General features: G+C 66.7%; 22 protein-coding genes. 14 read left to right on the forward strand and 8 right to left on the reverse strand.

Translation table 11 applies throughout. The features are described 5' to 3' along the window. Positions 1–50: 50 nt before the first annotated feature. Both AC6BOR_RS01250 and AC6BOR_RS01255 read right to left on the reverse strand, forming a co-directional pair. Positions 51–1,706: a tetratricopeptide repeat protein gene (locus tag AC6BOR_RS01250; protein WP_498059427.1), complete on the reverse strand. Its 1,656-nt coding sequence runs from the start codon at positions 1,704–1,706 to the stop codon at positions 51–53. Positions 1,707–1,959: 253 nt separating this feature from the next. Beyond that, the gene (locus AC6BOR_RS01255; protein ID WP_498059428.1) at positions 1,960–3,609 is read right to left on the reverse strand and encodes an electron transfer flavoprotein-ubiquinone oxidoreductase; all 1,650 of its coding nucleotides are present in this window, start codon (positions 3,607–3,609) and stop codon (positions 1,960–1,962) included. Between the two features lie 114 nt (positions 3,610–3,723). Between AC6BOR_RS01255 and AC6BOR_RS01260 the strand changes: the two genes are divergently transcribed. Both AC6BOR_RS01260 and AC6BOR_RS01265 read left to right on the forward strand, forming a co-directional pair. Then, positions 3,724–4,464: a uracil-DNA glycosylase family protein gene (locus AC6BOR_RS01260; RefSeq protein WP_498059429.1), complete on the forward strand. Its 741-nt coding sequence runs from the start codon at positions 3,724–3,726 to the stop codon at positions 4,462–4,464. Beyond that, entirely contained in the window at positions 4,461–6,305 is a 1,845-nt protein-coding gene (locus AC6BOR_RS01265) for a lytic transglycosylase domain-containing protein (RefSeq protein WP_498059430.1), read from the forward strand. Before AC6BOR_RS01260 ends, AC6BOR_RS01265 begins: the two co-directional genes overlap by 4 nt. Positions 6,306–6,309: 4 nt before the next feature. Here the strand turns inward: AC6BOR_RS01265 and AC6BOR_RS01270 are convergent, their stop codons facing one another. Beyond that, a complete protein-coding gene (locus AC6BOR_RS01270) occupies positions 6,310–6,690 on the reverse strand; it encodes a VOC family protein (RefSeq protein WP_498059431.1) in 381 nt (126 codons plus the stop codon). Positions 6,691–6,749: 59 nt separating this feature from the next. Here AC6BOR_RS01270 and moaB point away from each other — a divergent pair, with 59 nt between their 5' ends. The 6 genes from moaB to AC6BOR_RS01300 all read left to right on the forward strand — a co-directional run bounded on the left by moaB (position 6,750) and on the right by AC6BOR_RS01300 (position 10,836). Next, entirely contained in the window at positions 6,750–7,277 is a 528-nt protein-coding gene (gene moaB / locus AC6BOR_RS01275) for a molybdenum cofactor biosynthesis protein B (RefSeq protein WP_498059432.1), read from the forward strand. Positions 7,278–7,281: 4 nt separating this feature from the next. After that, positions 7,282–7,734 (forward strand): hypothetical protein, encoded by a 453-nt coding sequence (locus tag AC6BOR_RS01280; RefSeq protein WP_498059433.1) that lies wholly within the window; start codon positions 7,282–7,284, stop codon positions 7,732–7,734. Positions 7,735–7,785: 51 nt separating this feature from the next. Next, on the forward strand, positions 7,786–8,226 hold the full coding sequence (locus tag AC6BOR_RS01285) for a DUF3224 domain-containing protein (RefSeq protein WP_498059434.1): 441 nt from the start codon (positions 7,786–7,788) through the stop codon (positions 8,224–8,226). After that, positions 8,204–9,280 (forward strand): PA0069 family radical SAM protein, encoded by a 1,077-nt coding sequence (locus AC6BOR_RS01290; protein ID WP_498059435.1) that lies wholly within the window; start codon positions 8,204–8,206, stop codon positions 9,278–9,280. Before AC6BOR_RS01285 ends, AC6BOR_RS01290 begins: the two co-directional genes overlap by 23 nt. A gap of 105 nt (positions 9,281–9,385) precedes the next feature. Continuing rightward, a complete protein-coding gene (locus tag AC6BOR_RS01295; protein ID WP_498059436.1) occupies positions 9,386–10,450 on the forward strand; it encodes a class I SAM-dependent methyltransferase in 1,065 nt (354 codons plus the stop codon). 41 nt (positions 10,451–10,491) lie between these two features. After that, positions 10,492–10,836: a tRNA-binding protein gene (locus tag AC6BOR_RS01300; protein ID WP_498059437.1), complete on the forward strand. Its 345-nt coding sequence runs from the start codon at positions 10,492–10,494 to the stop codon at positions 10,834–10,836. On the opposite strand, the gene AC6BOR_RS01305 is transcribed toward AC6BOR_RS01300, so the two are convergent. Beyond that, positions 10,833–11,219 (reverse strand): VOC family protein, encoded by a 387-nt coding sequence (locus AC6BOR_RS01305; protein WP_498059438.1) that lies wholly within the window; start codon positions 11,217–11,219, stop codon positions 10,833–10,835. The genes AC6BOR_RS01300 and AC6BOR_RS01305 overlap by 4 nt on opposite strands. A gap of 120 nt (positions 11,220–11,339) precedes the next feature. After that, the gene (locus tag AC6BOR_RS01310; RefSeq protein WP_498059439.1) at positions 11,340–12,959 is read right to left on the reverse strand and encodes a long-chain-fatty-acid--CoA ligase; all 1,620 of its coding nucleotides are present in this window, start codon (positions 12,957–12,959) and stop codon (positions 11,340–11,342) included. Positions 12,960–13,124: 165 nt separating this feature from the next. Here AC6BOR_RS01310 and AC6BOR_RS01315 point away from each other — a divergent pair, with 165 nt between their 5' ends. After that, positions 13,125–13,295, forward strand: coding sequence for a hypothetical protein (locus AC6BOR_RS01315; protein WP_498059440.1), 171 nt, complete (start codon positions 13,125–13,127; stop codon positions 13,293–13,295). On the opposite strand, the gene AC6BOR_RS01320 is transcribed toward AC6BOR_RS01315, so the two are convergent. Beyond that, entirely contained in the window at positions 13,232–14,035 is an 804-nt protein-coding gene (locus AC6BOR_RS01320) for a CDP-alcohol phosphatidyltransferase family protein (protein WP_498059441.1), read from the reverse strand. The two genes, AC6BOR_RS01315 and AC6BOR_RS01320, sit on opposite strands and share 64 nt — an antisense overlap. A 38-nt stretch (positions 14,036–14,073) precedes the next feature. Next, positions 14,074–14,925 carry a phosphatidylserine decarboxylase gene (locus AC6BOR_RS01325; protein WP_498059442.1) on the reverse strand — a complete coding sequence of 284 codons (852 nt, stop codon included), beginning with the start codon at positions 14,923–14,925 and terminating at the stop codon, positions 14,074–14,076. An 84-nt stretch (positions 14,926–15,009) separates the two neighbouring features. Between AC6BOR_RS01325 and AC6BOR_RS01330 the strand changes: the two genes are divergently transcribed. The 5 genes from AC6BOR_RS01330 to AC6BOR_RS01350 all read left to right on the forward strand — a co-directional run bounded on the left by AC6BOR_RS01330 (position 15,010) and on the right by AC6BOR_RS01350 (position 22,334). Continuing rightward, a complete protein-coding gene (locus tag AC6BOR_RS01330; RefSeq protein ID WP_498059443.1) occupies positions 15,010–15,567 on the forward strand; it encodes an LOG family protein in 558 nt (185 codons plus the stop codon). Between the two features lie 64 nt (positions 15,568–15,631). After that, entirely contained in the window at positions 15,632–16,855 is a 1,224-nt protein-coding gene (locus tag AC6BOR_RS01335) for an NADP-dependent isocitrate dehydrogenase (RefSeq protein ID WP_094474079.1), read from the forward strand. A gap of 70 nt (positions 16,856–16,925) precedes the next feature. Continuing rightward, a complete protein-coding gene (locus tag AC6BOR_RS01340) occupies positions 16,926–18,743 on the forward strand; it encodes a DUF885 domain-containing protein (RefSeq protein WP_498059444.1) in 1,818 nt (605 codons plus the stop codon). Between the two features lie 11 nt (positions 18,744–18,754). Continuing rightward, the gene (locus tag AC6BOR_RS01345; protein WP_498059445.1) at positions 18,755–20,560 is read left to right on the forward strand and encodes a DUF885 domain-containing protein; all 1,806 of its coding nucleotides are present in this window, start codon (positions 18,755–18,757) and stop codon (positions 20,558–20,560) included. 31 nt (positions 20,561–20,591) lie between these two features. Further along, the gene (locus AC6BOR_RS01350) at positions 20,592–22,334 is read left to right on the forward strand and encodes a cation:proton antiporter domain-containing protein (protein ID WP_498059446.1); all 1,743 of its coding nucleotides are present in this window, start codon (positions 20,592–20,594) and stop codon (positions 22,332–22,334) included. Here AC6BOR_RS01350 and AC6BOR_RS01355 read toward each other — a convergent pair whose 3' ends face one another. Continuing rightward, positions 22,335–23,033, reverse strand: coding sequence for a class I SAM-dependent methyltransferase (locus AC6BOR_RS01355; protein WP_498059447.1), 699 nt, complete (start codon positions 23,031–23,033; stop codon positions 22,335–22,337). It abuts the gene before it with no gap. Positions 23,034–23,037: the final 4 nt, after the last annotated feature.

A 23,037-nucleotide genomic window follows, 5' to 3' on the forward strand; every position in this document is an offset into this window, starting at 1 on the left:
GGCTGGGCATTGGCGCGGCTGCGGCGTCGGTTCAAGCCCTAACGGCGCAATCAGCGCTGGGCCAGCATGGCGGGCGCGGCATCCAGGCCATAGTCCAGCCGCGCCTGCAGGCGGCGCTTGTCTTCGGCCTCGCTGGCGGCGGCCAGCGCCTGGCGCCAGCGGAAGCGGGCTTCGATGCGGCGGCCTTGGCTCCACAGCGCGTCACCCAGATGGCCGATCAGGGTCGGGTCCTCCGGCTCCAGCGTGAGCGCGCGTTCCAGCGTGGTCACCGCTTCATCCACCCGGCCCAGCTTCAACTGCAGCCAGCCCAGCGAATCGATGATGCCGCCATCACCGGGGCGCAGTTTTGCGGCCTTTTCGATCAGAGCCTGGGCCTCGGCCAGCCGCTCCCCCCGCTCCATAAGCGTGTAGCCGAGATAGTTCATCACGCCGGCTTCATCGGGAAACAGCGTGAGCGCGGCCTTTAGATCCGCCTCAGCCCCCGGCCAGTCACCAGCGCGATCGCGCATGATGGCGCGCAGATAATGGAGGTTCCAGGCCTGGGCGCCCATGCTGGCGCCGAACCGGTCGATGGCGGTGCCATAGGCGGCGGCGGCTTCGGCATGGCGGCCGGCGCGTTGGTGCCAGGCGGCGAGGCCGACCAGATCCTCCACACTGGCGCCGGGCGCGGCGGCGGCGGCCTGCAGCAGATCGCCAGCGGCCTTGCCGGCGCCCATCGCCTCCAGCGCTTCGGCGCGGCGGCTGCGCGCCAGTTCGTCAAGGCCAAGGCCAGCGGGCACCCGGGCCAGCGCGGTGAGCGCGGCCTGGTTCTGCCCGGCCTGGGCGAGATGATCGGCGACGCTGAGCCAGGGCAGCGGCTGTTCCGGGGCCATGAAACTGGCCAGCCGTGCAAAGAACAGCGCCAGCGGCTCGGCCCGTTCGCGGGCAAGATCGTCGGAGAGGCGCAGGAACATCCAGGCCATGGCAGTGCGGGCATCGGGCGCCAGCGGGCCGAGGCGCTTGCCGGCCTCCAGCCGCTGGCGCGCCACGGCGGTTGGCCGGTCTGACGGGAAGAGCAGCGCCAGCGCTTCATCCTTGCGGCCGGCCATGGCCAGCGCATCGGCCTGGCCCTGGCGCAGGAAGGCCGCCGTGGTGCCATTGCCGGCGCGCGACTGGCGATAGGCGTTGGCCGCAGCATCCCAGCGGCCGAGCGCAGCCAGCATGTGCGCCCGCTGTTCCGCCACATAGGCGCGCATGAAGCCCTGGGTGCGTGCCGGTTCCATGGCGGCGAGCGCGCCATCGGTGTCGCCACGGGAAAATTGCGCCCAGGCATCGATGATCGGCCCGGCCACCTGCGGCCAGCCAACACTGCCAAGGCCGGGGCGCAGCTGGGCGACAGCGGCCCAATCCCTTTTCAGCACGGCATCGGCCAGCCGGGTCACCACCACTTCCGGATCGCGGTTGCCGGCGCTGCCCATGGCCTGTGCCAGCTTGAAGGCGCGCGGGCCATCACCGGCGGCGACCGCCAGTTCCCAGGCCTGGCGGGTGATACTGGCCGAGGCGGGATCGGCGGCGCGGGCGGTTTCGAGCAGGCGGGCGGCCCGCTCCACATCATGATCGAGCCAGGCATAGCGGCCGAGCACATAGGCGGTGCGAGGCAGTGCCGTGGGCGTGGCCAGCGTCGGAGCTGCGGCGGCAAGGATCAGGAGGGCGGCAAGGCTGCGCATGTGGGGCAGACATTGGCCGGGCGGGCGCGGCTTGTCGAGGGGTGTGGGGGTCGCGGGGGATTTCGCCTGATGCGCGCAGCCGGCGGCAAAGCCGCCGAGTCTGCTTGGATTGGTTAGGATGAAAGGCAGGAAGAGCGTGGCAGAGCCACGCCGTCGGGCGACACACGAAAAAGGCGGCTGGAGAGCCGCCTTTTTTGGTCGCCGGCCGAGCTTGCCGGAGTCGGCGCGCGGCTCGCGCGCTCGCCCGGCTGCGCTACATATTCGGATAATTCGGCCCGCCGCCGCCTTCCGGCACCACCCAGTTGATATTCTGGGTCATGTCCTTGATATCGCACGTCTTGCAGTGGACGCAGTTCTGGGCGTTGATCTGCAGGCGCGGGGCGTTTTCTTCGATGCCGACGATTTCATAAACGCCAGCCGGGCAATAGCGCTGGGCCGGTTCGTCATAGAGCGCATAGTTGACCTCGACCGGCACCGACGGGTCTTTCAGCGTCAGGTGGCAGGGCTGGTCTTCCTCGTGATTGGTGTTGGAGAGGAACACGCTCGACAGACGGTCAAAGCTGATGACGCCATCGGGCTTGGGATAGACGATCTTCGGCGCTTCGTCCTTCCGCCGCATGTGCGTGTTGTCGGGCGTCAGCTTGAAGGTGAAGGGCAGTTCATAGCCCAGATATTCCATCCACATCATGATGCCGCCCATGGCGGTGCCGATGGTGGTGCCGAATTTCTCAACCGCCGGCAGCACGTTGCGCACCATCTTCAGCTCATCATGCACCCAGCTCTTCTTGTAGGCGGCGTCATATTCGGCCAGCCGGTCGCCGCCGCGCTGGGCGGCGATGGCGGCGACGGCGCATTCGGCGGCCATCATGCCGGTCTTCATCGCGGTGTGGCTGCCCTTGATGCGCGGCACGTTGAGGAAGCCGGCCGAACAGCCGATCAGCGCGCCGCCGGGGAAGGACAGTTGCGGCACCGCCTGCCAGCCGCCATCGTTGATGGCGCGCGCGCCATAGGAAACGCGGCGGCCGCCTTCCAGGATCTCGCGGATCGCCGGGTGGGTTTTCCAGCGCTGGAATTCCTCGAACGGGGAGAGGTGCGGGTTGTCATAGTTGAGCCACACCGAAAAGCCCAAGGCCACCTGGCCATTGGCCTGGTGATAGAGGAAGCCGCCGCCATTGGCGTCGGAGAGCGGCCAGCCCTGGCTGTGGATCACCCGGCCCGGCACATGCTTGGCGGGATCAATGTCCCACAGCTCTTTCAGGCCAATGCCATAGATTTGCGGCTGGCTGTTCTTGCGCAGATCAAAGCGGTTGATGATCTGCTTGGAGAGGTGGCCGCGCGCGCCTTCGGCGAAGAAAGTGTATTTGGCGTGGATTTCGAGACCCGGCGTCCAGCTGTCTTTCTTGCTGCCATCCTTGGCGATGCCCATGTCGCCGGTGGCGACGCCCTTCACGCTGCCATCATCGTTGAACAGCACTTCAGCGGCGGCAAAGCCGGGGAAGATCTCGACGCCCAGCGCCTCGGCCTGGGTGGCGAGCCAGCGGCACAGATTGCCGAGGGAGACGGTGTAGCAGCCCTTGTTCTGCATGAACGGCGGCAGCAGCGCGTGGGGGAAGTCATATTTCCGGGTTTCGGTGAGCACCCAGTGGTGGTTTTCGGTCACCGGCACGGTGAGCGGCGAGTCCATCGTGCGCCATTCCGGCAGCAGTTCATCGAGCGCCTTGGGATCGACCACCGCGCCCGACAGGATATGGGCGCCGATTTCGCTGCCCTTTTCAAGGATGCAGACCGAAAGCTCCACACCCAGGCGCTGCGCTTCCTGCTTGGCCCGGATCGCGGCTGACAGGCCGGCCGGCCCGCCGCCCACGATCACCAGATCATAGGGCATGGATTCGCGTTCGCTCACTGTACGTCATCCCCATCCTGGCCACGGCAGCACGCCGCAGCTTTGCCATGTTTCACCAGATAGCGGCACTGCCTAGGCTTGACCAGACGGGCGACACTGGTGCTTTTGGCAAGCGTGTCGCAGCCTGCCCCCCTTTCGGCCGAACAGGCCCGTGCCGCATTGGCCTTTCTGATGGCGTCCGGGGTGGATGTGGCGGTGGATGATGCGCCGCGCCGCTGGCTGGAGGCGGTGCCGGAGCCGGTGCCAGAGCCCGTGATACAGCCGGTGCCGCCGCCAGCGATGGAGAAACCCGCGCCCGCGGCCAGGCCGGCCGCTGCCAAGCCGGCGCCCGAACGCCACCCGGCGCTGGATTGCCCGGATGTGCCGGCGCTGCTGGCGCTGCTGGGCAAGTTTCCGCAGGCACGGCAAACCCCGCCATTGCTGTTCCACGGCGCGGTGGAAAGCGGCGTATGGCTGCTCATTGACCGGCCGGATGAAGACCCGGCGCACCGCGACACCATCGATCGCATGCTGGCCGCCGTTGATCTGGATTGGAACCGGGCGGCGCTGGTCAGCCGCCTGCCCTTCCCCTCGCCCGGCGATGCCGAGCCGCCGCCGGGGCATTTCACCCGCTTTGGCCCGGTGCTCGACCAACTGGTGCGCTTCCAGCCGCCGCGATTGGTGCTGGCTTTGGGCCAGGGCGCGGCCGACGTGGCAGGTCCGCAGGCGCGGCTGGCGAGCAGCCGGGGCAAATGGTTTGATTGGGGCCCGGCGCAGTTGCTGCCGAGTTTCCACCCGCGCACCATGCGCGGCGACAAGGAGTTGAAGCGCCAGGCCTTTGAGCATCTGAAGCTGTTCCGGGCGGCAATCGCATGATCGGGCTGGGAATATTGCTGGTGGCGGCCCAGATGGAGCCGCTGCCGCCGCCGGCATCGCCGACCATCACGGTGGTCGCCCCCACCGGCATCACCGAGCGTCAGCGCCGGGTGCCGCCGCAGCTGACCGAGGCGGAGCGTGCGGCCTATCGCCAGATTTTCCTTGATATCGACGCCGGGCGGTTGACCAAGGCGGAAACGGCGCTGGCCGTCTTGCCCGCTGGTCTGCTCAGCGAAAGCGCGCGCGCCGCGCTGATCGTGGCGCGCGGGGCCGGCGTGAAGCTGACCCGCGCCGAGCTGGCGTCCTGGCTGGCAAGCAATGCCGATCTGCCGCTGGCGGGCAAGGTGGCGAAGCTCGCCGAGACCATGCCGGGCGCCGATGCCGCGCCGCTGCCGCTGCTGCCCGAGGTGCGGCCGGTGCGGCCTGCCAGCGCCGCCGGATACAGCATCGCGCCGGGGCCCGTGGATGGCGACATCGGCAGCCGGCTGAAGCCCCTGCTGGCAGCCGACCGCAATGACGAGGCGGAGCGCATCTGGCTGGCCGAGGCACCACGGCTTTCGGGCTTTGCCCGCGCCGATTGGGCGGCGCGCATCGCCTGGAACCATTATCGCATGGGCGATGATCTGGCGGCCTGGCGCATGGGGCTGGAGGCGACCGCCGGGTTGGGCCGGGGCGCGTCTGATGGCGCGTGGACGGCCGGGCTGGCGGCCTATCGCCTGGGCCGCTGGCGCGATGCGGCGCAGGCCTTTGATCTGGTGACGGACGGGCGCGAGGATGCGCTGGCCGCCGCTGCCTTCTGGGCGGCGCGGGCGTGGGGGCAGTTGGGCGATGCCGGAAGGCGGGCCGACCGGCTGGGCAAGGCGGCGGGCGCGGCCGGCACATTTTACGGCATATTGGCGCGACGCAGCCTGGGGGTGGACCAGGGGCTGGATTGGCGCGAGCCGGATTTCATCACCGCCGACTGGAATTATCTGAAAGATGTGCCGGGCGCGAAGCGGGCCGCCGCGCTGGTGGAAATCGGCCAACTGGGCCTGGCTGACCGGGAATTGCGGCATCTGGCTGCCACGGCGCCGGCGGATGCCTTTCCAGCCATATTGCGGCTGGCGACGCGGCTTGATCTGCCGGCAACGCAGTACAGCCTGGCGGTGAAGCCGCCGCTGGGGCTGGAGGCGCCGTTGAGCGCGCGTTATCCGGCGCCGGATTGGGTGCCGTTTCGCGGCTGGCGGGTGCCGCGCGCCCTGGCCTTTGCCCATGCCCTGCAGGAATCGGCCTTTGCCACCACCGCCACCAGCCGGGTGGGCGCGCGTGGCCTGATGCAGTTGATGCCCGACACGCGGGCGCTGGTGGCGGCGCGGATTGCGCGGGAGAATCCGGAATATCTGCAGGGGCCGCTGGGCGCCGGTGACATGAGCGACCCGGCCTATAGTTTCGAGCTGGGCCAGACCTATCTGGAGGTGCTGGGGCGCATGGGGCTGACCGCCGGCCTGCTGCCCAAGGTGATCGCGGCCTATAACGCCGGGCCGGGTGCGGTGCAGACCTGGAACCGCACGCTGGACGACCAGGGCGATCCGCTGCTGTTCATCGAATCCATCCCCTATCGCGAGACCCGCCATTATGTGGAAATCGTGCTCAGGAATTACTGGATCTATGCCCTGCGCGATGGTGAGCAGCCGGTGGCGCTGGACGCGCTGGCGCAAGGCCTGTGGCCGCGCCTGCCGGGCATTGGCGGGCCGGCCATGGTGAAGCTGCAACCGGCGGCGGTGCGGCCCCGCCCCGAACCGGGCAGTTTCCGGCCCGAACTGTGGAATGACGACGAACGCGCAGTTGCTGGGGGGAAATGAGGCGTCAGCCTTGCTGCGTCAGGCTGAGCAGATTGCCCTCGCTGTCGTTGAACCAGCCGATCACGGCGCCGCCATCAGGCGAGTGCCACAGGCCCAGATCATCCTGATCAAAGCCGGGATAGCGCAGCAGCGCCACACCGGCCGCCACCAGCGCCCGGCCCGCGGCGGTGGCATCATCCGCCTGCCAGCCCAGCACCGGATATTGGCCCGCCTGCCAGCCAGGGATGGTGGTGAGGCGGATGAAGCCGTCGCCGCAGGGAAATTGATCGCCGAACGGATCGATCGCCGGTGCGCCGATGCCGAACACCGGGCCCAATATGTCGCTGTAAAACGCCCGTGCGCGGTCCCGGTCTGCCACGCACAACAAGGCCATTACCCGTGCCATATCGCCCCCCGCTGTTCTGCCACCATGACAAGGCGACAATCAGCAGCTTAGCTTGTTTCATGGCCATTGATGAGTCGCTTGCGTTCCTGCCGCTGAACATTGCCGTGGCCACGGTGAGCGACACGCGCGTGGCGGCGACCGACAGGAGTGGCGACACGCTGGTGGAACGGCTTATGGGCGCTGGCCACCGGCTCGCCGCCCGCGCCATCGTGCGGGATGAGGTGCCGGCTCTGGTGGCGCAGTTCAACGCCTGGATTGATGATGCGGGCGTTGATGTGATCATTTCGACCGGCGGCACCGGCGTGACCGGCCGCGACGTGACGCCCGAAGCGCTGGATGCGGTGGCCGAAAAGCTGATCCCCGGCTTTGGCGAGCTGTTCCGCTGGCTCAGCTTCCAGTCCATCGGCACCTCCACCATCCAGTCCCGCGCCTGTGCGGGCGTGGCGCGCGGCACCTATATCTTCTGCCTGCCCGGCTCCACCGGCGCCGTGAAGGATGGGTGGGATGGCATATTGGCCGCCCAGCTCGACAGCCGGCACCGGCCCTGCAACTTTGCTGACCTTATCCCCCGCCTCAAGGAACGCTGAGGCGATGCGCTATTTCCTCGATTGCGAATTCAACGGCTTTGACGGGCCGTTGATTTCGATCGCGCTGGTGCCGGAGCTGGAGGGGCATGGCGATTTCTATGCCGTGCTGCCCTGCCACCGGCCGCTGCGCTGGGTGGCGGAGCATGTGATGCCCAAGTTGGGCGCCGCCGCGCAGAGCCGGGCCGAGGTGGTGGCCGGTCTGGCCGCCTATCTCGCCGCCGATGCCGAATCGGTGCTGGTGGCGGACTGGCCGGAAGATATTGCCCATGCCGCCGCGCTGCTGGTGTTCCAGGGCCGGCGCATGGTGCCCCATGTGCGCTTTGACCTCATCAACCTGCCCGGCTTTGAGACCGCCCGGCAAAGCGCCCTGCCCCACAATGCCCTGGCGGATGCCCATGCCCTGCGCCGCGAGGTGTTGACGCGCGAGGCGCTGGCGCTGGGGCATGTCGCGGCCTGAGAGCCAAATTGGCGCTGGCCAGCGGTATTTGTTCCTGATACGTTCGCATCCATGCGATGGATGATCGGGGCCTTGCTGATGATGGGTGCGATGCCGGCGGGCGCGGCCGAGGCCACTGGCCAGTTCAGCGTGCAGTTGACGCCCCTGCCCGCCGCCCCCGGCAGCATCGGGCAATATCGGCTGGACAAGCAGTTCAGCGGCGATCTGGTTGCCAGCAGCAGCGGCGTGATGTTGAGTGGCGGTGATCCGGCCAAGGGGGCTGCCGGCTATGTCGCGATGGAACAGTTGACGGGCCGATTGGCCGGCCGCAGCGGCGGCTTTGCCCTGCAGCACAATGGCACGATGAGCGGCGATGGCCAGCAGTTGCAGATCGCCATTGTGCCGGGATCGGGCACGGGTGCGCTGGCCGGTATCAGCGGCACGATGACGATCCGCCTCAGCGGCAAGGATCATTTCTACACGCTGCGCTATGAGCTTCCCGCCGCGCCCTGAGCGAGGCCGCGGCGCCCCGGCCAATGCGACTCCAACCCGCTTTGGCCTGGCGGCGCGGCAGGCGGATGGCGATTGGGCGGATGATCAGGCGCTGGTGGATGGCGAAGCGCCCGCCTTGCGCACCACGGTGACGGTGGAACGGCCGCGCACGATCATCACCCGCAACCAATCCCCAGATGTGCCGTTCGACCGGTCGATCAACGCCTATCGCGGCTGTGAGCATGGCTGTGTCTATTGCTTCGCCCGGCCCACCCATGCCTTTCACGATCTCTCGCCGGGCCTGGATTTCGAAAGCCGGTTGTTTGCCAAGCCGGATGCACCAGCGCTGTTGAAAGCGGAACTGGGCAAGCGCGGATACCAGTGCCAACCGATTGCGCTGGGCACCAACACTGATCCTTACCAGCCCATCGAACGGGACTGGAAGATCACTCGGCAAATTCTTGAAATCCTGCGGGATTGCCAGCATCCGGTGACCATCACCACCAAGAGCGACCGTGTGTGCCGCGATCTCGACATTCTGGTTCCCATGGCACTGCGCGGCCAGGCGGCGGTGATGATCAGCGTGACGACTCTGAATGCCCGCCTCGCCAGGTTGATGGAGCCGCGCGCTGCGACGCCCAGCCGCCGGATTGCCGCGATCCGCACCCTGTCGGATGCGGGCGTGCCGGTGTTTGTCTCCCTTTCACCGATGATCCCGGCGATCAATGATCATGAGATCGAAGCCATCGTGGCCGCTGCTGCCGAAGCCGGGGCGGTGGGCGCCTATTCCATCCCGGTGCGGCTGCCGCACGAGGTGGCGCCGCTGTTTCGCGATTGGTTGAACCTGCATTTCCCCGACCGCGCCGTCCGGGTGATGCATCATGTGCAGACCATGCGGGGCGGCAAGGACAATGATCCCCGCTTCTTTGACCGGTTCCGCGCGCAAGGCCACTATGCCCAGTTGATGCAGCAGCGCTTCCAAAAAGCCTGCACCGCCCACGGCCTCAGCCGGGAGCGGATTGCCCTTGATTGCACCCGCTTCCGCCCGCCAACCGATCAGTTCAGCCTGTTCTGATTTTGCGAGATGGTAAATTGCGCTTGACGGTTTGATTGCATCGGCAGAGCATCGACGGTCCGGCATCGGTATGGTCCAGTCCCGGCAACCGGGGTGGTGGTGTTCATGGCCGATCTTGATATGGACAAGTTGAACGCGTTTGTTGGCAAGATGCTGGGCGATCTTGGCGGGGCATTCAGTGTGCCGACAGCACGGATTGGCTTCAGGCTTGGCCTGTTCAAGGCCTTGGCCGATGCCGGCCCACTCACAGCCGGGTCACTTGCTGCCCGCACCGGCTTTGCTGTGCGGTATGTGCAGGAATGGGCGATGGCGCAGGCGTGCAATGGATATATCAGCCTGGATCCAGCCTCGGGCGGTTTTTTCCTGACGCCGGAACAGGCGATGGTGTTCGCAGTGGAAGACAGCCCGGTCTATCTGGCCGGTGCTTTTGATCTGGCCGCTGCCATGGTGGACGGCCAGCCCAAGGTGGAAGCGGCCTTCCACACCGGACACGGTGTTGCCTGGGGTGACAGTGGCGGATGCCTGTTCTGTGCCGTCGGAGCGTTTTTCCGGCCTGGTTATGTCAATGCGATTGTCCAGGCCTGGCTGCCGGCACTGGATGGCATGGTTCCAGCGCTGGAGCGCGGTGTGCGCGTGGCCGATATCGGTTGCGGTGTCGGCTTTTCCACCCTGCTGATGGCGCAGGCGTTCCCGAACAGCCAGTTCATCGGCTATGATTTTCACGCTCCGTCGATCGAACAGGCGAATGCCCATGCCGCTGCGCACGGCGTTGCCGACCGGGTGCGGTTCGAAACCCTTGCCGCCAAGGACATCAAGGAGCGCGATTTCGATCTCGTCACCATGTTCGATTGCCTGCACGACATGGGTGATCCGCGCGGTTGTGCTGCCCATATCCGCACGCTGTTGAAGCCCGATGGCCGCTGGATGCTGGTGGAGCCGATCGCCGGCAACTCGCCGGCTGATGCCGTGGGCAATCCGGTGAGCCGGCTCTATTACAACGCTTCGACGATGATCTGCGTGCCAACATCGCTGGCGCAAGAGGTGGGCGAAGCGCTTGGCGCGCAGGCCGGCGAAGCAAGGCTGACCGATGTGTTGAAAAGCGCCGGCTTTGGCCATGTTCGCCGCGCCACCGAAGGGCCGTTCAACATGGTGCTGGAGGCCCGGCCCTGATCGCTGCTTGACCAGTGGGGTGCAGATGGCATGACAAGGCCATGACCACCCCACTGATCAGCATGCAAGATTTCCTGGCCGTGGATATCCGCGCCGGCACCGTGATCGCCGCCGAGCCGTTTCCGGAGGCGAAGAAGCCGGCGATCAAGCTGCGGATCGATTTCGGGCCGGAGATTGGCGTGAAGAAAAGCTCCGCCCAGATCACGGTGCATTACAGGCCCGAACAGCTGGTTGGCCGGCAGGTGATTGCCGTCGTCAACTTCCCGCCCCGCCAGATCGGCAAGTACATGAGCGAGGTGCTGGTGCTCGGCCTGCCGGATGCGGATGGCGCGGTGGTGCTGCTGGGGCCGGATATCGCGGTGCCCAACGGCGGGCGGATGCATTAATCGACGACGCTCTTGCCCGGCGGATACCAGGTCACCTCCACGCGCAGGCCATCGGGATCGGGCATGAACAGCGCGTGCGCGCCGCCAAGATGCTGGACGGGCTGGATTTCATGCCCCTTGGCCAGCATCGCCGCGCGCAGGTTCGCGACGAAATCCGCATCCGGTGCGCCGAAGCCGAGGTGATTCAAGCCCGGCCCGCGCCGCTGATAGTCGCGGGTGCCGGCTTCTGCCGCCAGCACTTGCAGGTGCAGGCCTGCGGCGTTGACCCAGACATCCTCCCGCCGCTGCACGAAGCCGAGCAGCGGCAGCAGGTCGCCATAAAAGGCCCGGCTGGCGGCCACATCGCGGGCCATGATGACGAGATGATCGAGGGGAAGGTTCATCGGATCGCTCCTTTGAACGCCATGTGATGCCTGCACCTCAGCAGGTCCATGGCCGGGCAGGTCAAGGACGTCTATCGACCACGAAAGCTGCCCTTTGTCCCCGGCAACCCGCCCACCTCATCACGCCGTCGGCAGCTTGTAGTCCTTGTACTGCTCGCGCAGGGCGGTTTTCAGCAGTTTGCCGGTGGCGGTGTGCGGCAGGCTGGGGACGACGAGCACATCATCGGGCGTCCACCATTTGGCGATGCGGCCGTCGAGATAGGCCAGCACGCTGTCCTTCGTCACGGCCGCACCTTCTTTTGGCACCACCAGCAGCAGCGGGCGTTCGTCCCACTTGGGATGGTGCACGCCGATCACGCAGGCTTCGGCCACGCCGGGGGCGCCGACGGCGACATTTTCCAGATCGATGGACGACACCCATTCGCCGCCCGACTTGATCACATCCTTGGCGCGATCGACGATCTGCATATAGCCGAGCGGGTCCAGCGTCGCGACATCGCCGGTGTCGAACCAGCCATCCTCGAACGCGGAGGCGCCATCGCCCTTGAAATAGCTGCCGACGATCCATGGGCCCCGCACGAGGAGGCGGCCAAAGGCCTTGCCGTCGCGCGGCAGTTCGCGGCCATCATCGTCCACGATCTTCATCTCGACCCCGAAGATGCCGCGGCCCTGCTTGATACGCATATCAAGCTCCTGCTCATAAGGCATTGAATCGGTTTCCGGCAGGCCGACACCGACTGTGCCGAGCGGGCTCATCTCCGTCATGCCCCACAGCTGAAGCACGCGCACGCCGAGCTTGTCATAAGCCTCGATCATGGCGCGCGGCACGGCCGAACCACCGATGGCGGTGCGGTCAAGTTTCCCAAGGGTTTCGCCGGTTTTCTCAAGATATTGCATCATGCCCAGCCAGATGGTCGGCACCGCCAGCGCCAGATCGACGCCTTCATCGACGATCAGCTTGTGCAGCGTGGGCGGATCGAAATTGGGGCCGTTCATCACCAGCTTCGCCCCGGCGCAGGCGGCGGTGTAGGGGATGGACCAGGCGTTGGCGTGATACATGGGCGCCACCGGCAGCACTGTCGTCTTGGCGCTCATCCCGAACGTGTCGGTGGCGCAGGCGGCCATGGCGTGCAGCACGTTGGAGCGGTGGCTGTATTGCACGCCCTTGGGATTGCCGGTGGTGCCGCTGGTGTAACACAGGCCCGCCGGGGCATTTTCGGGCACCGCCACCCACTCCGCCTCGTCATGCGCGGCGAGCAGATCCTCGTAACACAGGAGGTTGAGGCTGGTATCGGCCGGCATGTGGGCGCGATCGGTCAGCAACACATAATGTTGGATCGTCTTGAACTGCGGCGCCAGCTTCTCGACCAGCTTGATGAAGGTGAGATCGAAGAACAGCACCCGGTCTTCGGCGTGGTTGGCGATATAGGTGATCTGTTCTTCAAACAGGCGCGGGTTGATGGTGTGGGCCACCGCGCCGGCGCCGGAAATGCCATACCAGCTTTCGACATGGCGCCAGGTGTTCCAGGCCAGGGTGGCGACGCGGTCACCCGGTTGCACGCCCAGGCCCTGCAGCGCGGCCACCACACGGCGGGCGCGGCCGCGCACTTCGGCCCAGGTGGAGCGGTGGACATGGCCTTCGCAGGCCAGGCTCACCACCTCACGGCCGGCGTGGTAAATGGCGGCGTGGTCGATGATCTTGTGCACCAACAGCGGCCAATCCTGCATGGTTCCGTGCATCTGTGTTCCTCCCGGCGGCTGGCTGCTCCCCGCAGCGGCCGCGTTGCGAAATTGTCATAACGCCCGGGACGGCCGGCGAAAAGGCCTGTTGACACACGGAACAGAAACGGAACATAACAATGCGAACGAAAGCGGAACATTGACGCGATTCGAAGGAGACGGGCGATGACGATGCTGTTGATCCTGGCGTGTCTGGCGGCCTGGGCGCTGGTGGCGCTGATGCTGGGCGATGCCGGTGTGGCGCTTTGCGCGGCGCTGCGTGGTGAGGTGCGTCAGGCCTGGATGCCGGCACCGGCGCGGCGGGCGGCTTCCTCGCGCGCCTTCATCCGCGCATAGGAGCGGATGGCAAAGGGCACGGTGAGGGCATAGCCGGCGCTGAAGATGGTAAGCGTGGCCCAGGGATTGGTGAACAGCGCGCCGGCGAGCAGGCCTACGCCGGCCAAGGCCGGGAAGCGCCACGAAGGCCGCAGCCGCACCGAACCCCAGCTGTAGGTGGGCAGGTTTGACACCATCATGAAGGCGACCGCGAGGCCAACGACGGCAACGATGGTGGCGCGGATGACCGGATCCTGCAGCCACACAGGCTCGAGCCAGAATTGCACATAGAAGGGCGTGAGGGCAAGGCCGGCACCGGCCGGGGCCGGGATGCCGGTGAGATAGCCCAGCCGCTTGTGCGGTTGATCGGCGGCATCAATCTGGGCGTTGAAACGCGCCAGGCGCAGCGCGCAGGCGATGGCATGGGCAAGCGCGATCATCCAGCCCAGCCGGCCGGGCAGATATTGCAGCGCCCACAGATAGGCCAGCAGCGTGGGCGCCACGCCAAAGGCGGTGACATCGGACAGCGAATCAAGCTCGGCGCCAAAGCGGCTGGTGGCCTTCAACAGCCGGGCGATGCGGCCATCGATGCCATCCAGCACCGCGGCGAGCAGGATGAAGGTGACGGCCTTCTCCCACTCCCCACCGATGGCGAAGCGCACACCGGTGAGGCCGCAGCCCAGCGCCATCACGGTGACGGCATTGGGCACCACGGCGCGCAGCGGAATGCCGCGTCGGCGGGGCGGTTCGGCTTCGATCATCGGCAAAGCATCAGCCGGGCAGGGTGAAGTTGCAAGGCTTACTGGCTCTGCGCGCCCTTGAGGAGCGGCGTGCCCTTCACGGCCAGGATGGTTTCGCCAGCAATACTGCGCTGGCCCACGGCGACGGCCGGCACATAACCGGCCGGCAGGAACACATCGACCCGGCTGCCAAAGCGGATCAGGCCGAAGCGTTCGCCCACCTTCAGCATCTGGCCCACCGCCACCCATTTCATGATGCGCCGTGCCACCAGGCCGGCGATCTGCGTGAAGGCGATTTTTTCGCCCGCGGCATTTTCCATGACGAAATACTGCCGCTCATTCTCCTCGCTGGCCTTGTCGAGCTCGGCATTGAGGAATTTGCCCGGCACATAGACGATGCGGGTGATGCGGCCGGCCACCGGCGCGCGGTTCACGTGCACATCGAACACGTTCATGAACACGGTGACCCGGGTGACCATGCCGGGGTTCAGCCCCCCTTCCCCGACCAACTGGCGCGGCACCTCGACATTGGTAATCAGGCTGACGAGGCCATCGGCGGGCGAGACGATCAGATCATCGCCCAGCGGCGTGACCCGCACCGGATCGCGGAAGAAGGCCGCCACCCAGATCGACACGCCGAGCAGGATGAAGCTCAATGCCGTCCACTGCAGCCAAAGGCCCGAGACCAGCACCGCCAGCAGGGCCAGCCCCAAGAACTTGCGGCCTTCGGGGTGCATGTCCGGGATATTGTATTTGGCGGTCTCGCCCGGCACCAGCGGCAGCGGGCCGGGCGGCACTGGCGGCGGTTCCGGCAGGCTGGTGGGCGCTTCGGCGGCGATGGGCGCCAGATCGGGTTCGGCCGGCACCGGCGGGGCGATCGGCGGTTGCGGCGGGGTTTCAGGTTCGTTCATGCCTGCTGCTTTAGCCGGCCGATACGGCGCTTGGCAAATCGGTGGTGATTGCGCGGCTGCCCGCTTTGGGCCACAGGCGCTGCCATGATCCGTTCGCTCCTGCTGTTCTGTGGTTCCCGTGCCGGCCATGATCCGGCCCATGCCGAGCTGGCCGATGGCCTGGGCCGGCTGTGCGCGCGCGCTGGCGTGACGCTGGTTTATGGCGGCGGACGCGTTGGCCTGATGGGCATTGCCGCCCGGGCCTGCAAGGCCGAAGGCGGCCGGGTGATCGGCATCATCCCGCGCCTGTTGATGACCACCGAGGTCGCGCAGGATGGCCTGGACGAGCTGCACGTGGTCGAGACCCTGCACGAGCGCAAGGCGCTGATGCACCGGCTTTCCGATGCCATCATCGCCCTGCCCGGCAGCATCGGCACGCTGGACGAATTGTTCGAAAGCCTGACCTGGCGTGAGCTTGGCATCCACGACAAGCCGATCTGGGTGCTGGGCGGCAATGGTTATTGGGCGCCGCTGGAAGCGCTGCTGGCCCATATCGGCACGGCCGGCTTTGGGCCGCCGCATCTCGCCCGGCTGGCCGAACCGCTGGACAATCTTGCTGCCCTGTCGGAAAAGCTTGGGGAAACAGGGCCGCGTAACCATTGACCGGACCGGCCTCGAACCCCTAAGACACTGCTACATTACGTCGCAGTATGACAGGAACAGGACGATGCCGAAGATCAAGGTCGAAAACCCCGTTGTCGAGCTGGACGGCGACGAGATGACCCGGATCATCTGGCAATGGATCCGCGAGCAGCTGATCCTGCCCTATCTCGACGTCGATCTGAAATATTACGACCTGGGCATCGAGAACCGCGACGACACCAACGACAAGGTGACAGTGGAATCGGCCAATGCCATCAAGGAATTTGGCGTTGGCGTGAAGTGCGCCACCATCACGCCCGACGAGGCCCGGGTGAAGGAATTCGGGCTGAAGCGGATGTGGAAATCGCCGAACGGCACCATCCGCAACATCCTTGGCGGCGTGGTGTTCCGCGAGCCGATCGTCATCAAGTCTGTCCCGCGACTGGTGCCGGGCTGGACCGATCCGATCGTGATCGGCCGTCACGCCTTTGGCGACCAGTATCGCGCCACCGATTTCAAGGTGCCCGGCCCCGGCAAGCTGACCATGCGCTGGGAAGCCCATGATGGCAGCAGCGTGATCGAGGAAGAGGTGTTCGAATTCCCGTCGGCCGGCGTGGCCATGGGCATGTACAACCTCGATGACAGCATCCGCGACTTTGCCCGGGCCTGCATGAACTATGGCCTGGATCGCGGCTGGCCGGTCTATCTTTCGACCAAGAACACCATTCTGAAGGCCTATGACGGGCGCTTCAAGGATCTGTTCGAGGAAGTGTATACCGAGGAATTCAAGAGCCAGTTCCGCAAGGCCGGCATTGTTTACGAGCATCGCCTGATCGACGATCTGGTGGCCTCCGCCCTGAAATGGTCGGGCAAGTTCGTCTGGGCCTGCAAGAATTATGACGGCGACGTGCAGTCAGACATGGTCGCCCAGGGCTATGGCAGCCTTGGCCTGATGACCTCCATCCTGATGACTCCCGATGGCAAGACGGTGGAGGCCGAAGCCGCCCACGGCACCGTGACCCGCCATTATCGCATGCATCAGGAAGGCAAGCCGACCAGCACCAACCCGATCGCCAGTATCTTTGCCTGGACCGGCGGCTTGAAGCACCGCGGCAAGCTGGACAACACGCCCGAGGTGACGAAGTTCGCCGCCGCGCTGGAGCGCATTTGCGTCGAAACCGTGGAATCGGGCGCGATGACCAAGGATCTGGCGCTGCTGATCGGCCCGGATCAGGCCTGGATGACCACGGAGAAATTCTTCGAGGCCATCCGCGCCAATCTGGATGCGGCGATCGCCAAGGGCCTCTAAGCCGCAGCACGAGGCGAGGCGCTTGCATCCCTCCCCCCGCCGCTCCAAGAGGGCGGCGAGGGAGAGATGCATGACCGAATTCGCAATTGATCGCCGCCAGTTGCTGGCCGGCGCTGCGCTGGCCACACTGGCCGGACCTGTTGCCGCCCAAACCGCCTCACCCACCACCGAAGACGCCAGGCTGCTGGCGCTGTTCGATGCCTTCTTCAATGAAGGCGTGGATGAAAGCCCGGAGCAGGCCACCAGCCTGGGGCTGGACAAGGGCAAGCGCGCCGCGTTGAAATCGCAATTGTCGGATGCATCACGCGCCGGCCGGGATCGGCGGCAGGCCCGCACGGTTGACCGGCTCGCCCGCCTGCGCGCCATCGACCGCGCGGCGTTGAGCCCCAACCGCCAGCTTGATTTTGATGTGGTTGACTATGATCTGTCGCGCGCGGTCAGCGCCGGCCAGCGCTTCGCATTTGGCGAGGCGCGCGGCAATTTCCAGCCCTATGTGATCAGCCAGCAGCATGGGCCGTTCACGCGGACGCCGGATTTTCTCGACACCAACCACCGCATCACCAACGCCGAGGATGCGGAGGCCTATCTGGCCCGGCTGGCCGCCTATGGCCGCACGCTGGACGAAAATCTGGCCTGGGCGCGGGAAGATGCCGGCAAGGGCGTGATTGCGCCCGATTTCGCACTCGATCTGGCGCTGGCGCAGCTGCGTGCCATCCGCAACTTGCCGCCGGCCGAAACCGTGCTGGCCACCAGCATCGCCCGCAAGGTGAAGGCCGCCAATGTGCCCGGCGACCATGCCCAGCGCGCTGTCACGATCATCGAGACTGAGGTCTATCCGGCCTATGACCGCTATATCGCCGGGGTCGAGGCGTTGCGGGCCAAGGCGACCAGCGATGCCGGGGTGTGGAAGCTGCCCGATGGCGCTGCTTATTATGATGCCGGGGTGAAATCATCCACCACCACCAACATGACGCCGGAAGAGGTGCACCGGCTCGGCCTTGCCCAGGTGGCGGACATCAGCGCCCAGCTGGACGTGATGCTGAAGGCGCAAGGGTTGACCAAGGGCAGCGTCGGTGAGCGGTTGACCGCGCTGGGCAACCGGCCAGACCAGCTGGACGGCAATGATGCTGCCGGGCGCGAGGCGATCATCAAGCGGCTGAATGCCCAGATCGCCGATGCAATGCCGCGCCTGCAAAATCTGTTCATAACCCTGCCGAAGGCGGCGGTGGAGGTGCGGCGGGTGCCGGAATTCATCCAGGATGGCGCGGCCAATGGCTATTATCAGGGCCCTGCCCCCGATGGCTCGCGCCCCGGTGCCTTTTACATCAATCTGAAGGACACGCACGACTGGCCGCGCTTTACCCAGGCCACGCTCACCTATCACGAGGCGGTGCCGGGCCATCACATGCAGGTGGCGATTGCACAGGAAAGCCCGGACATTCCGATGATCCGCCGCCGCGGCGGTTACAGCGCCTATTCGGAAGGCTGGGCGCTGTATGCCGAGCAGGTGGCCGACGAGCTGGGCGTGTATGAGGGCGATCCGCTGGGCCGCATCGGCTATCTGCAGAGCTTCCTGTTCCGTGCTGCCCGGCTGGTGGCCGACACCGGCATCCACCACAAGCGCTGGAGCCGCGAGCAGGCGACGCGCTATCTGGCAGACACCACTGGCTATGCCGTGCCGCGCAGCCAGCGTGAGATCGAGCGTTATTGCGTCAACCCCGGCCAGGCCTTGAGCTACAAGATTGGCCATATGCAGTGGGTGCGACTGCGTGATGCGGTGCGGGCCAAGCAGGGCAAGGCTTTTGATCCGCGGCAGTTCCACGAGATCTTGCGGCTGGGCGCCATGCCGCTGGTTCTGCTGGAACGCGAAGTGATGCGCCGGGCGTGAGGAGAATGGACATGATGATCAATCGCCGCGATCTTCTGGCTGGCGCCGCCACCACGGCCGCGCTCAGTGCCACCGGCGTGCGGGCGCAAGGCCAGAGCCCGGCCGACACGGCGCTGCTCGCGCTGTTCGAGACGATGTTTGCCGAGGATATTGCCGATTCGCCCGAACGCGCCACGGCGCTGGGCCTGGATGTGGGTGCCAATGCCGATCTGAAGGGCCAGCTTTCCGATTACAGCCGCGCCGGGCGGGACAAGGCGCTGGCGCGCGCCACCAGCCAGCTGGAGCGGTTGCGGGCGATCGGCACTGGCCTGAGCCAGCCGCGCCAGCTCGACAAGGATGTGGTGGAATATGATCTGTCGCGTCGGGTGGCCAACGAACGCCGCTTTGGCTTTGGCAGCGCCGGCGGCAATTTCGCGCCCTATGTGCTGACCCACAGCGAAGGCGCCTATCGCGAGGTTCCGGGGTTCCTGGAGAACCAGCACCGGGTGCGGAACGCCGATGATGCGGAAGCCTGGCTCTCCCGCGTCAATGGCTTTGCCACGGCACTGGATCAGAACACGGCGCGGTTGCAGGCCGAAGCTGCGATGGGCGTGGTGCCGCCGGCCTTCCTGCTCGATCTGGCGCTGCCGCAGATGAAGCGCCTGCGCGATGCCCCGGCGGCACAGAGCGTGCTGGTGACGGCGCTGGCCGCCAAGGCGGGTGCGGCCGGCGTGCCCGGCGACTGGGCCGCCCGTGCCACAACGCTGGTGGCGCAGGTGGTGCAGCCGGCGCTCGATCGGCAGATTGCCGCCGTCACAGCGCTGCGTGCCACTGCCAGCATGGATGCCGGCGTGTGGAAGCTGCCCGATGGCGCCGCCTATTATGATGCCGCGGTCAAATCATCGACCACCACCAACTACACCGCCGAAGAGGTGCACCAGCTGGGCCTGGCGCAGGTGGCGGAGATTTCGGCGCAGCTCGATGGCCTGCTGAAGGGACAGGGACTCACCCAGGGCACGGTGGGTCAGCGGCTGGTGGCGCTGAACGAGCGGCCGGAACAGGTCTATCCCAACACCGATCCCGGCAAGGAGGAACTGCTGACCGAGCTGCGCGGCCATGCCGCCGCCATGTATCCGCGGCTAGACAAGCTGTTCATTTCGCAGCCCAAATCGAAACTGGACGTGCGCCGGGTGCCCCCGGCCATCCAGGAGGGCGGCGCCGGTGCCTATTATAATTCCGGCACGGTCGATGGCAGCCGCAACGGAACCTTCTTCATCAACCTGACCGACAGTTTCGACCGGCCGAAATTTGGCCTGCCCACCGTGACCTTCCACGAAGGCGTGCCGGGCCATCATTTCCAGGTGATGCTGGCGCTGGAAAGCCCGGACGTGCCGCCGATCCGCCGCCGTGCCGGCTACAGCGCCTATACCGAGGGCTGGGCGCTCTACGCCGAAACCCTGGCGGACGAGATCGGCTATTACGATGGCAACCCCTTGGGCCGCATCGGCTATCTGCAGAGCCTGTTGTTCCGCGCCACAAGGCTGGTGGTGGACACCGGCATCCATCACAAGCGCTGGACCAAGGACCAGGCGATCGACTGGATGGTGGGCGCCACCGGCTTTGCCAAGGGCCGCACCACGCGCGAGATCGTGCGTTATTGCGCGGCGCCGGGCCAGGCCTTGAGCTACAAGATCGGCCACACCAAGTGGCTGGCGGTGCGGGAGGCGGTGAAGAAGAAACAGGGCAAGGCGTTCGACATCCGCCAGTTCCACGAGATCCTGCGGCTGGGCGCGATGCCGCTGGTGTTGCTGGAGCGGGAGGCGATGCGGCGGGCGTGACTTTGGCGGCTGGTGCCGCCAAGGTGCGGTGATGGCCCTGCCCTTCGAATCCTCTGCCTTCAAGGACATGGCGCTGGTGCTGGGCGCCGCCGGCCTGGTGATTCCAGCCTTTGCCGCGCTGCGCATCTCGCCGGTGATCGGCTTCATCCTGGTGGGCGTGGCGGCCGGGCCGTTCGGGCTGGGCCAGCTGCCGGGGCTGGGGATGCTGGCGCTGTCGAACCCCGATGCGCTGGCGGCGCCGGCCGAACTGGGCATCGCGCTGCTGCTGTTTGCGCTGGGCCTGGAATTGAGCGTTGACCGCATCCGCACCATGCGCAGCCTGATCCTGGAGCTGGGCGGGATGCAACTGGCCAGCTGTGCACTGCTGATTGCCGGTGTGCTGTGGCTGGCCGGCCTGCCGCCGGCCCAGGTGGCGGTGCTGGCGGTGGCGCTGGCGCTGTCGTCCACGGCGGTGGGCCTGCAGCTGCTGTCGGCCAGCGGCCAGATCAACAGCCGCACCGGGCGCACCGCGGTGGGTGTGCTGCTGTTCCAGGATCTGGCGCTGGCACCAATCCTGCTGCTGGTCGGCGCGGGCAGTGGTGGCAATTTCGGCCTGGCGCTTGCCAGGGGCGTGGCGGCGCTGGCGATCATTGCCGTCCTGATGCGCACGGCGGCCCCGCCGCTGTTCCTGCAGGCGGCACGCACCCGGCGCAGCGAATTGTTCATGGCGGCCGCGCTGGTGGTGTTGATCGGATCGGCCGGGCTGGCGGCGGCGGCTGGCCTGTCGCCATCGGTGGGGGCGCTGATGGCCGGCCTGATGCTGTCGGCCAGTGATTATCGCCGCCAGGTGGAAGCGGCGGTGCAGCCGTTTGAAGGCCTGTTGCTGGGCGTGTTCCTGATCTGGGTGGGCAGCGGGCTCGATCTGGCGGCGCTGGCCGCCAATCCCTGGCCGGTGCTGGGCGGCACCGCGCTGGTGCTGGGGCTGAAGGCCGGCGCGGTCTATGGCATTTTGCGCGTGCGACGGTTGCGGCGCGGCGTCGCCGGCCATATCGCCCTGTTGCTGGCGGCCCCGTCGGAAACCAGCCTGATCGTGATCGGCGCCGGGGTGGCCGCCGGGCTGATCACCGGTGGCACGGCCGAAGCCGCGCTGGCCGTCGCCTCCCTCACGCTGGCGCTGGCGCCGCTGCTGGGCCTCGCCGGTGCCCGGCTGGAGGCCGTGACCACCGACGAGCTGGACGGCGAGGCGAATCCGGAGACCAATGGCCAGACGGTGATCATCGGCTATGGCCGGGTCGGCCGGCTGGTGGCCCAGATGCTCGACATGCACGGCCAGCCCTGGCTGGCGGTGGACAGTGACCCGGACGAGGTGCAGCGCCTGCGCCGGGCCGGCAAGCCGGTGATCTATGGCGATGCACGGCGGCCGGAACTGCTGGACCGGTTGAAGCTGGACCAGGCGCGCGCCGTGGTGCTGACCATCGACGACATGCGGATGCTCGATCTGCTCACCAAGCGCATCCGTGAGCGCCATCCCGATCTGTGCATCGTGGTGCGCGCCCGTGATGCCGATCATGCCGGCACGCTCTATGCCGCTGGCGCCACCGATGCCGTGCCGGAAACCGTGGAGAGCAGCCTGCAACTGGCCGAGGCGGTGCTGGTTGATCTGGGCGTGCCGATGGGGCCGGTGATCGCCTCCATCCACGAAAAGCGCGACGAGCTGCGCGGGCGGATCAAGGCCAGCGGCGCACCGTTGAAGCGGCCGCCGCTGCGCACGCTGCGGGGCAGCAAGCCCGAGTGATCAGGGCTTGCGCCACAGCATGATGTGGAAATTCGGCACGCGGTTGTACCGGTCGCGCTTGTCGGCCGGGCCGCCGGTGGCGGGCGGTTCATCGAAATGGGTCAGCACCAGGCCGTGGCCGAGCAGCGCCTGCATGTAGCTTTTCAGCGGCCGGTGATGGTTGGTGATGTCGATGCCGCGCCAGGCGGTGCGGCGCGGGCGTTCCTCCAGATAATGATCGATGGGGAAGCTGGGCTCGCCAATCAGCGGCTTCACCCAGCCCAGGTGCACGGCCGCCGTGTTGAAGGCGGTGAGATTGGCGATCAGCAGATGGCCGCCGGGGCGGATGGCAGCGACGATGCGTGCCAGCGCTGCACCAAGATCGGGCATGTCGATCAGGCTGAGATAGCAGACGACAAGATCATATTGGCCCACCGTCATCGCCTCGGCCGGCTCCACCCGGTAATCGCCGTCGGGGTGCAGGGCACGGGCGCGATCGATCAGGGCGGTGGTGGGATCAATGCCGCAAGTGGCCATCCCGCGCGCGGCCAACATCCGGCAGAAGCGCCCTTCCCCGCAGCCGACATCGAGCACGCTGGCCGGCGCGAGCTGCTCCACCAGCGCCAGCATCGGCGCATCAAGCACATGCACCCGGCCGAAATCGCCGACTTCGCCCTGCACGTCGATCCAGGCCTGTGCCGATGCATCCCAACCGCTCATTGTC

Source organism: Sandarakinorhabdus sp. FBCC-B8862, from assembly GCF_059745315.1.

Excerpts from the sequence above, each read along its gene's own strand:
- AC6BOR_RS01250 (WP_498059427.1), bottom strand. The coding sequence starts at position 1,706 with ATGCGCAGCCTTGCCGCCCTCCTGATCCTTGCCGCCGCAGCTCCGACG.
- AC6BOR_RS01265 (WP_498059430.1), top strand. The coding sequence starts at position 4,461 with ATGATCGGGCTGGGAATATTGCTGGTGGCGGCCCAGATGGAGCCGCTG.
- AC6BOR_RS01270 (WP_498059431.1), bottom strand. The coding sequence starts at position 6,690 with ATGGCACGGGTAATGGCCTTGTTGTGCGTGGCAGACCGGGACCGCGCA.
- moaB (WP_498059432.1), top strand. The coding sequence starts at position 6,750 with ATGGCCATTGATGAGTCGCTTGCGTTCCTGCCGCTGAACATTGCCGTG.
- AC6BOR_RS01280 (WP_498059433.1), top strand. The coding sequence starts at position 7,282 with ATGCGCTATTTCCTCGATTGCGAATTCAACGGCTTTGACGGGCCGTTG.
- AC6BOR_RS01285 (WP_498059434.1), top strand. The coding sequence starts at position 7,786 with ATGCGATGGATGATCGGGGCCTTGCTGATGATGGGTGCGATGCCGGCG.
- AC6BOR_RS01290 (WP_498059435.1), top strand. The coding sequence starts at position 8,204 with ATGAGCTTCCCGCCGCGCCCTGAGCGAGGCCGCGGCGCCCCGGCCAAT.
- AC6BOR_RS01295 (WP_498059436.1), top strand. The coding sequence starts at position 9,386 with ATGGCCGATCTTGATATGGACAAGTTGAACGCGTTTGTTGGCAAGATG.
- AC6BOR_RS01300 (WP_498059437.1), top strand. The coding sequence starts at position 10,492 with ATGACCACCCCACTGATCAGCATGCAAGATTTCCTGGCCGTGGATATC.
- AC6BOR_RS01305 (WP_498059438.1), bottom strand. The coding sequence starts at position 11,219 with ATGAACCTTCCCCTCGATCATCTCGTCATCATGGCCCGCGATGTGGCC.
- AC6BOR_RS01310 (WP_498059439.1), bottom strand. The coding sequence starts at position 12,959 with ATGCACGGAACCATGCAGGATTGGCCGCTGTTGGTGCACAAGATCATC.
- AC6BOR_RS01315 (WP_498059440.1), top strand. The coding sequence starts at position 13,125 with ATGACGATGCTGTTGATCCTGGCGTGTCTGGCGGCCTGGGCGCTGGTG.
- AC6BOR_RS01320 (WP_498059441.1), bottom strand. The coding sequence starts at position 14,035 with ATGATCGAAGCCGAACCGCCCCGCCGACGCGGCATTCCGCTGCGCGCC.
- AC6BOR_RS01325 (WP_498059442.1), bottom strand. The coding sequence starts at position 14,925 with ATGAACGAACCTGAAACCCCGCCGCAACCGCCGATCGCCCCGCCGGTG.
- AC6BOR_RS01330 (WP_498059443.1), top strand. The coding sequence starts at position 15,010 with ATGATCCGTTCGCTCCTGCTGTTCTGTGGTTCCCGTGCCGGCCATGAT.
- AC6BOR_RS01335 (WP_094474079.1), top strand. The coding sequence starts at position 15,632 with ATGCCGAAGATCAAGGTCGAAAACCCCGTTGTCGAGCTGGACGGCGAC.
- AC6BOR_RS01340 (WP_498059444.1), top strand. The coding sequence starts at position 16,926 with ATGACCGAATTCGCAATTGATCGCCGCCAGTTGCTGGCCGGCGCTGCG.
- AC6BOR_RS01345 (WP_498059445.1), top strand. The coding sequence starts at position 18,755 with ATGATGATCAATCGCCGCGATCTTCTGGCTGGCGCCGCCACCACGGCC.
- AC6BOR_RS01350 (WP_498059446.1), top strand. The coding sequence starts at position 20,592 with ATGGCCCTGCCCTTCGAATCCTCTGCCTTCAAGGACATGGCGCTGGTG.
- AC6BOR_RS01355 (WP_498059447.1), bottom strand. The coding sequence starts at position 23,033 with ATGAGCGGTTGGGATGCATCGGCACAGGCCTGGATCGACGTGCAGGGC.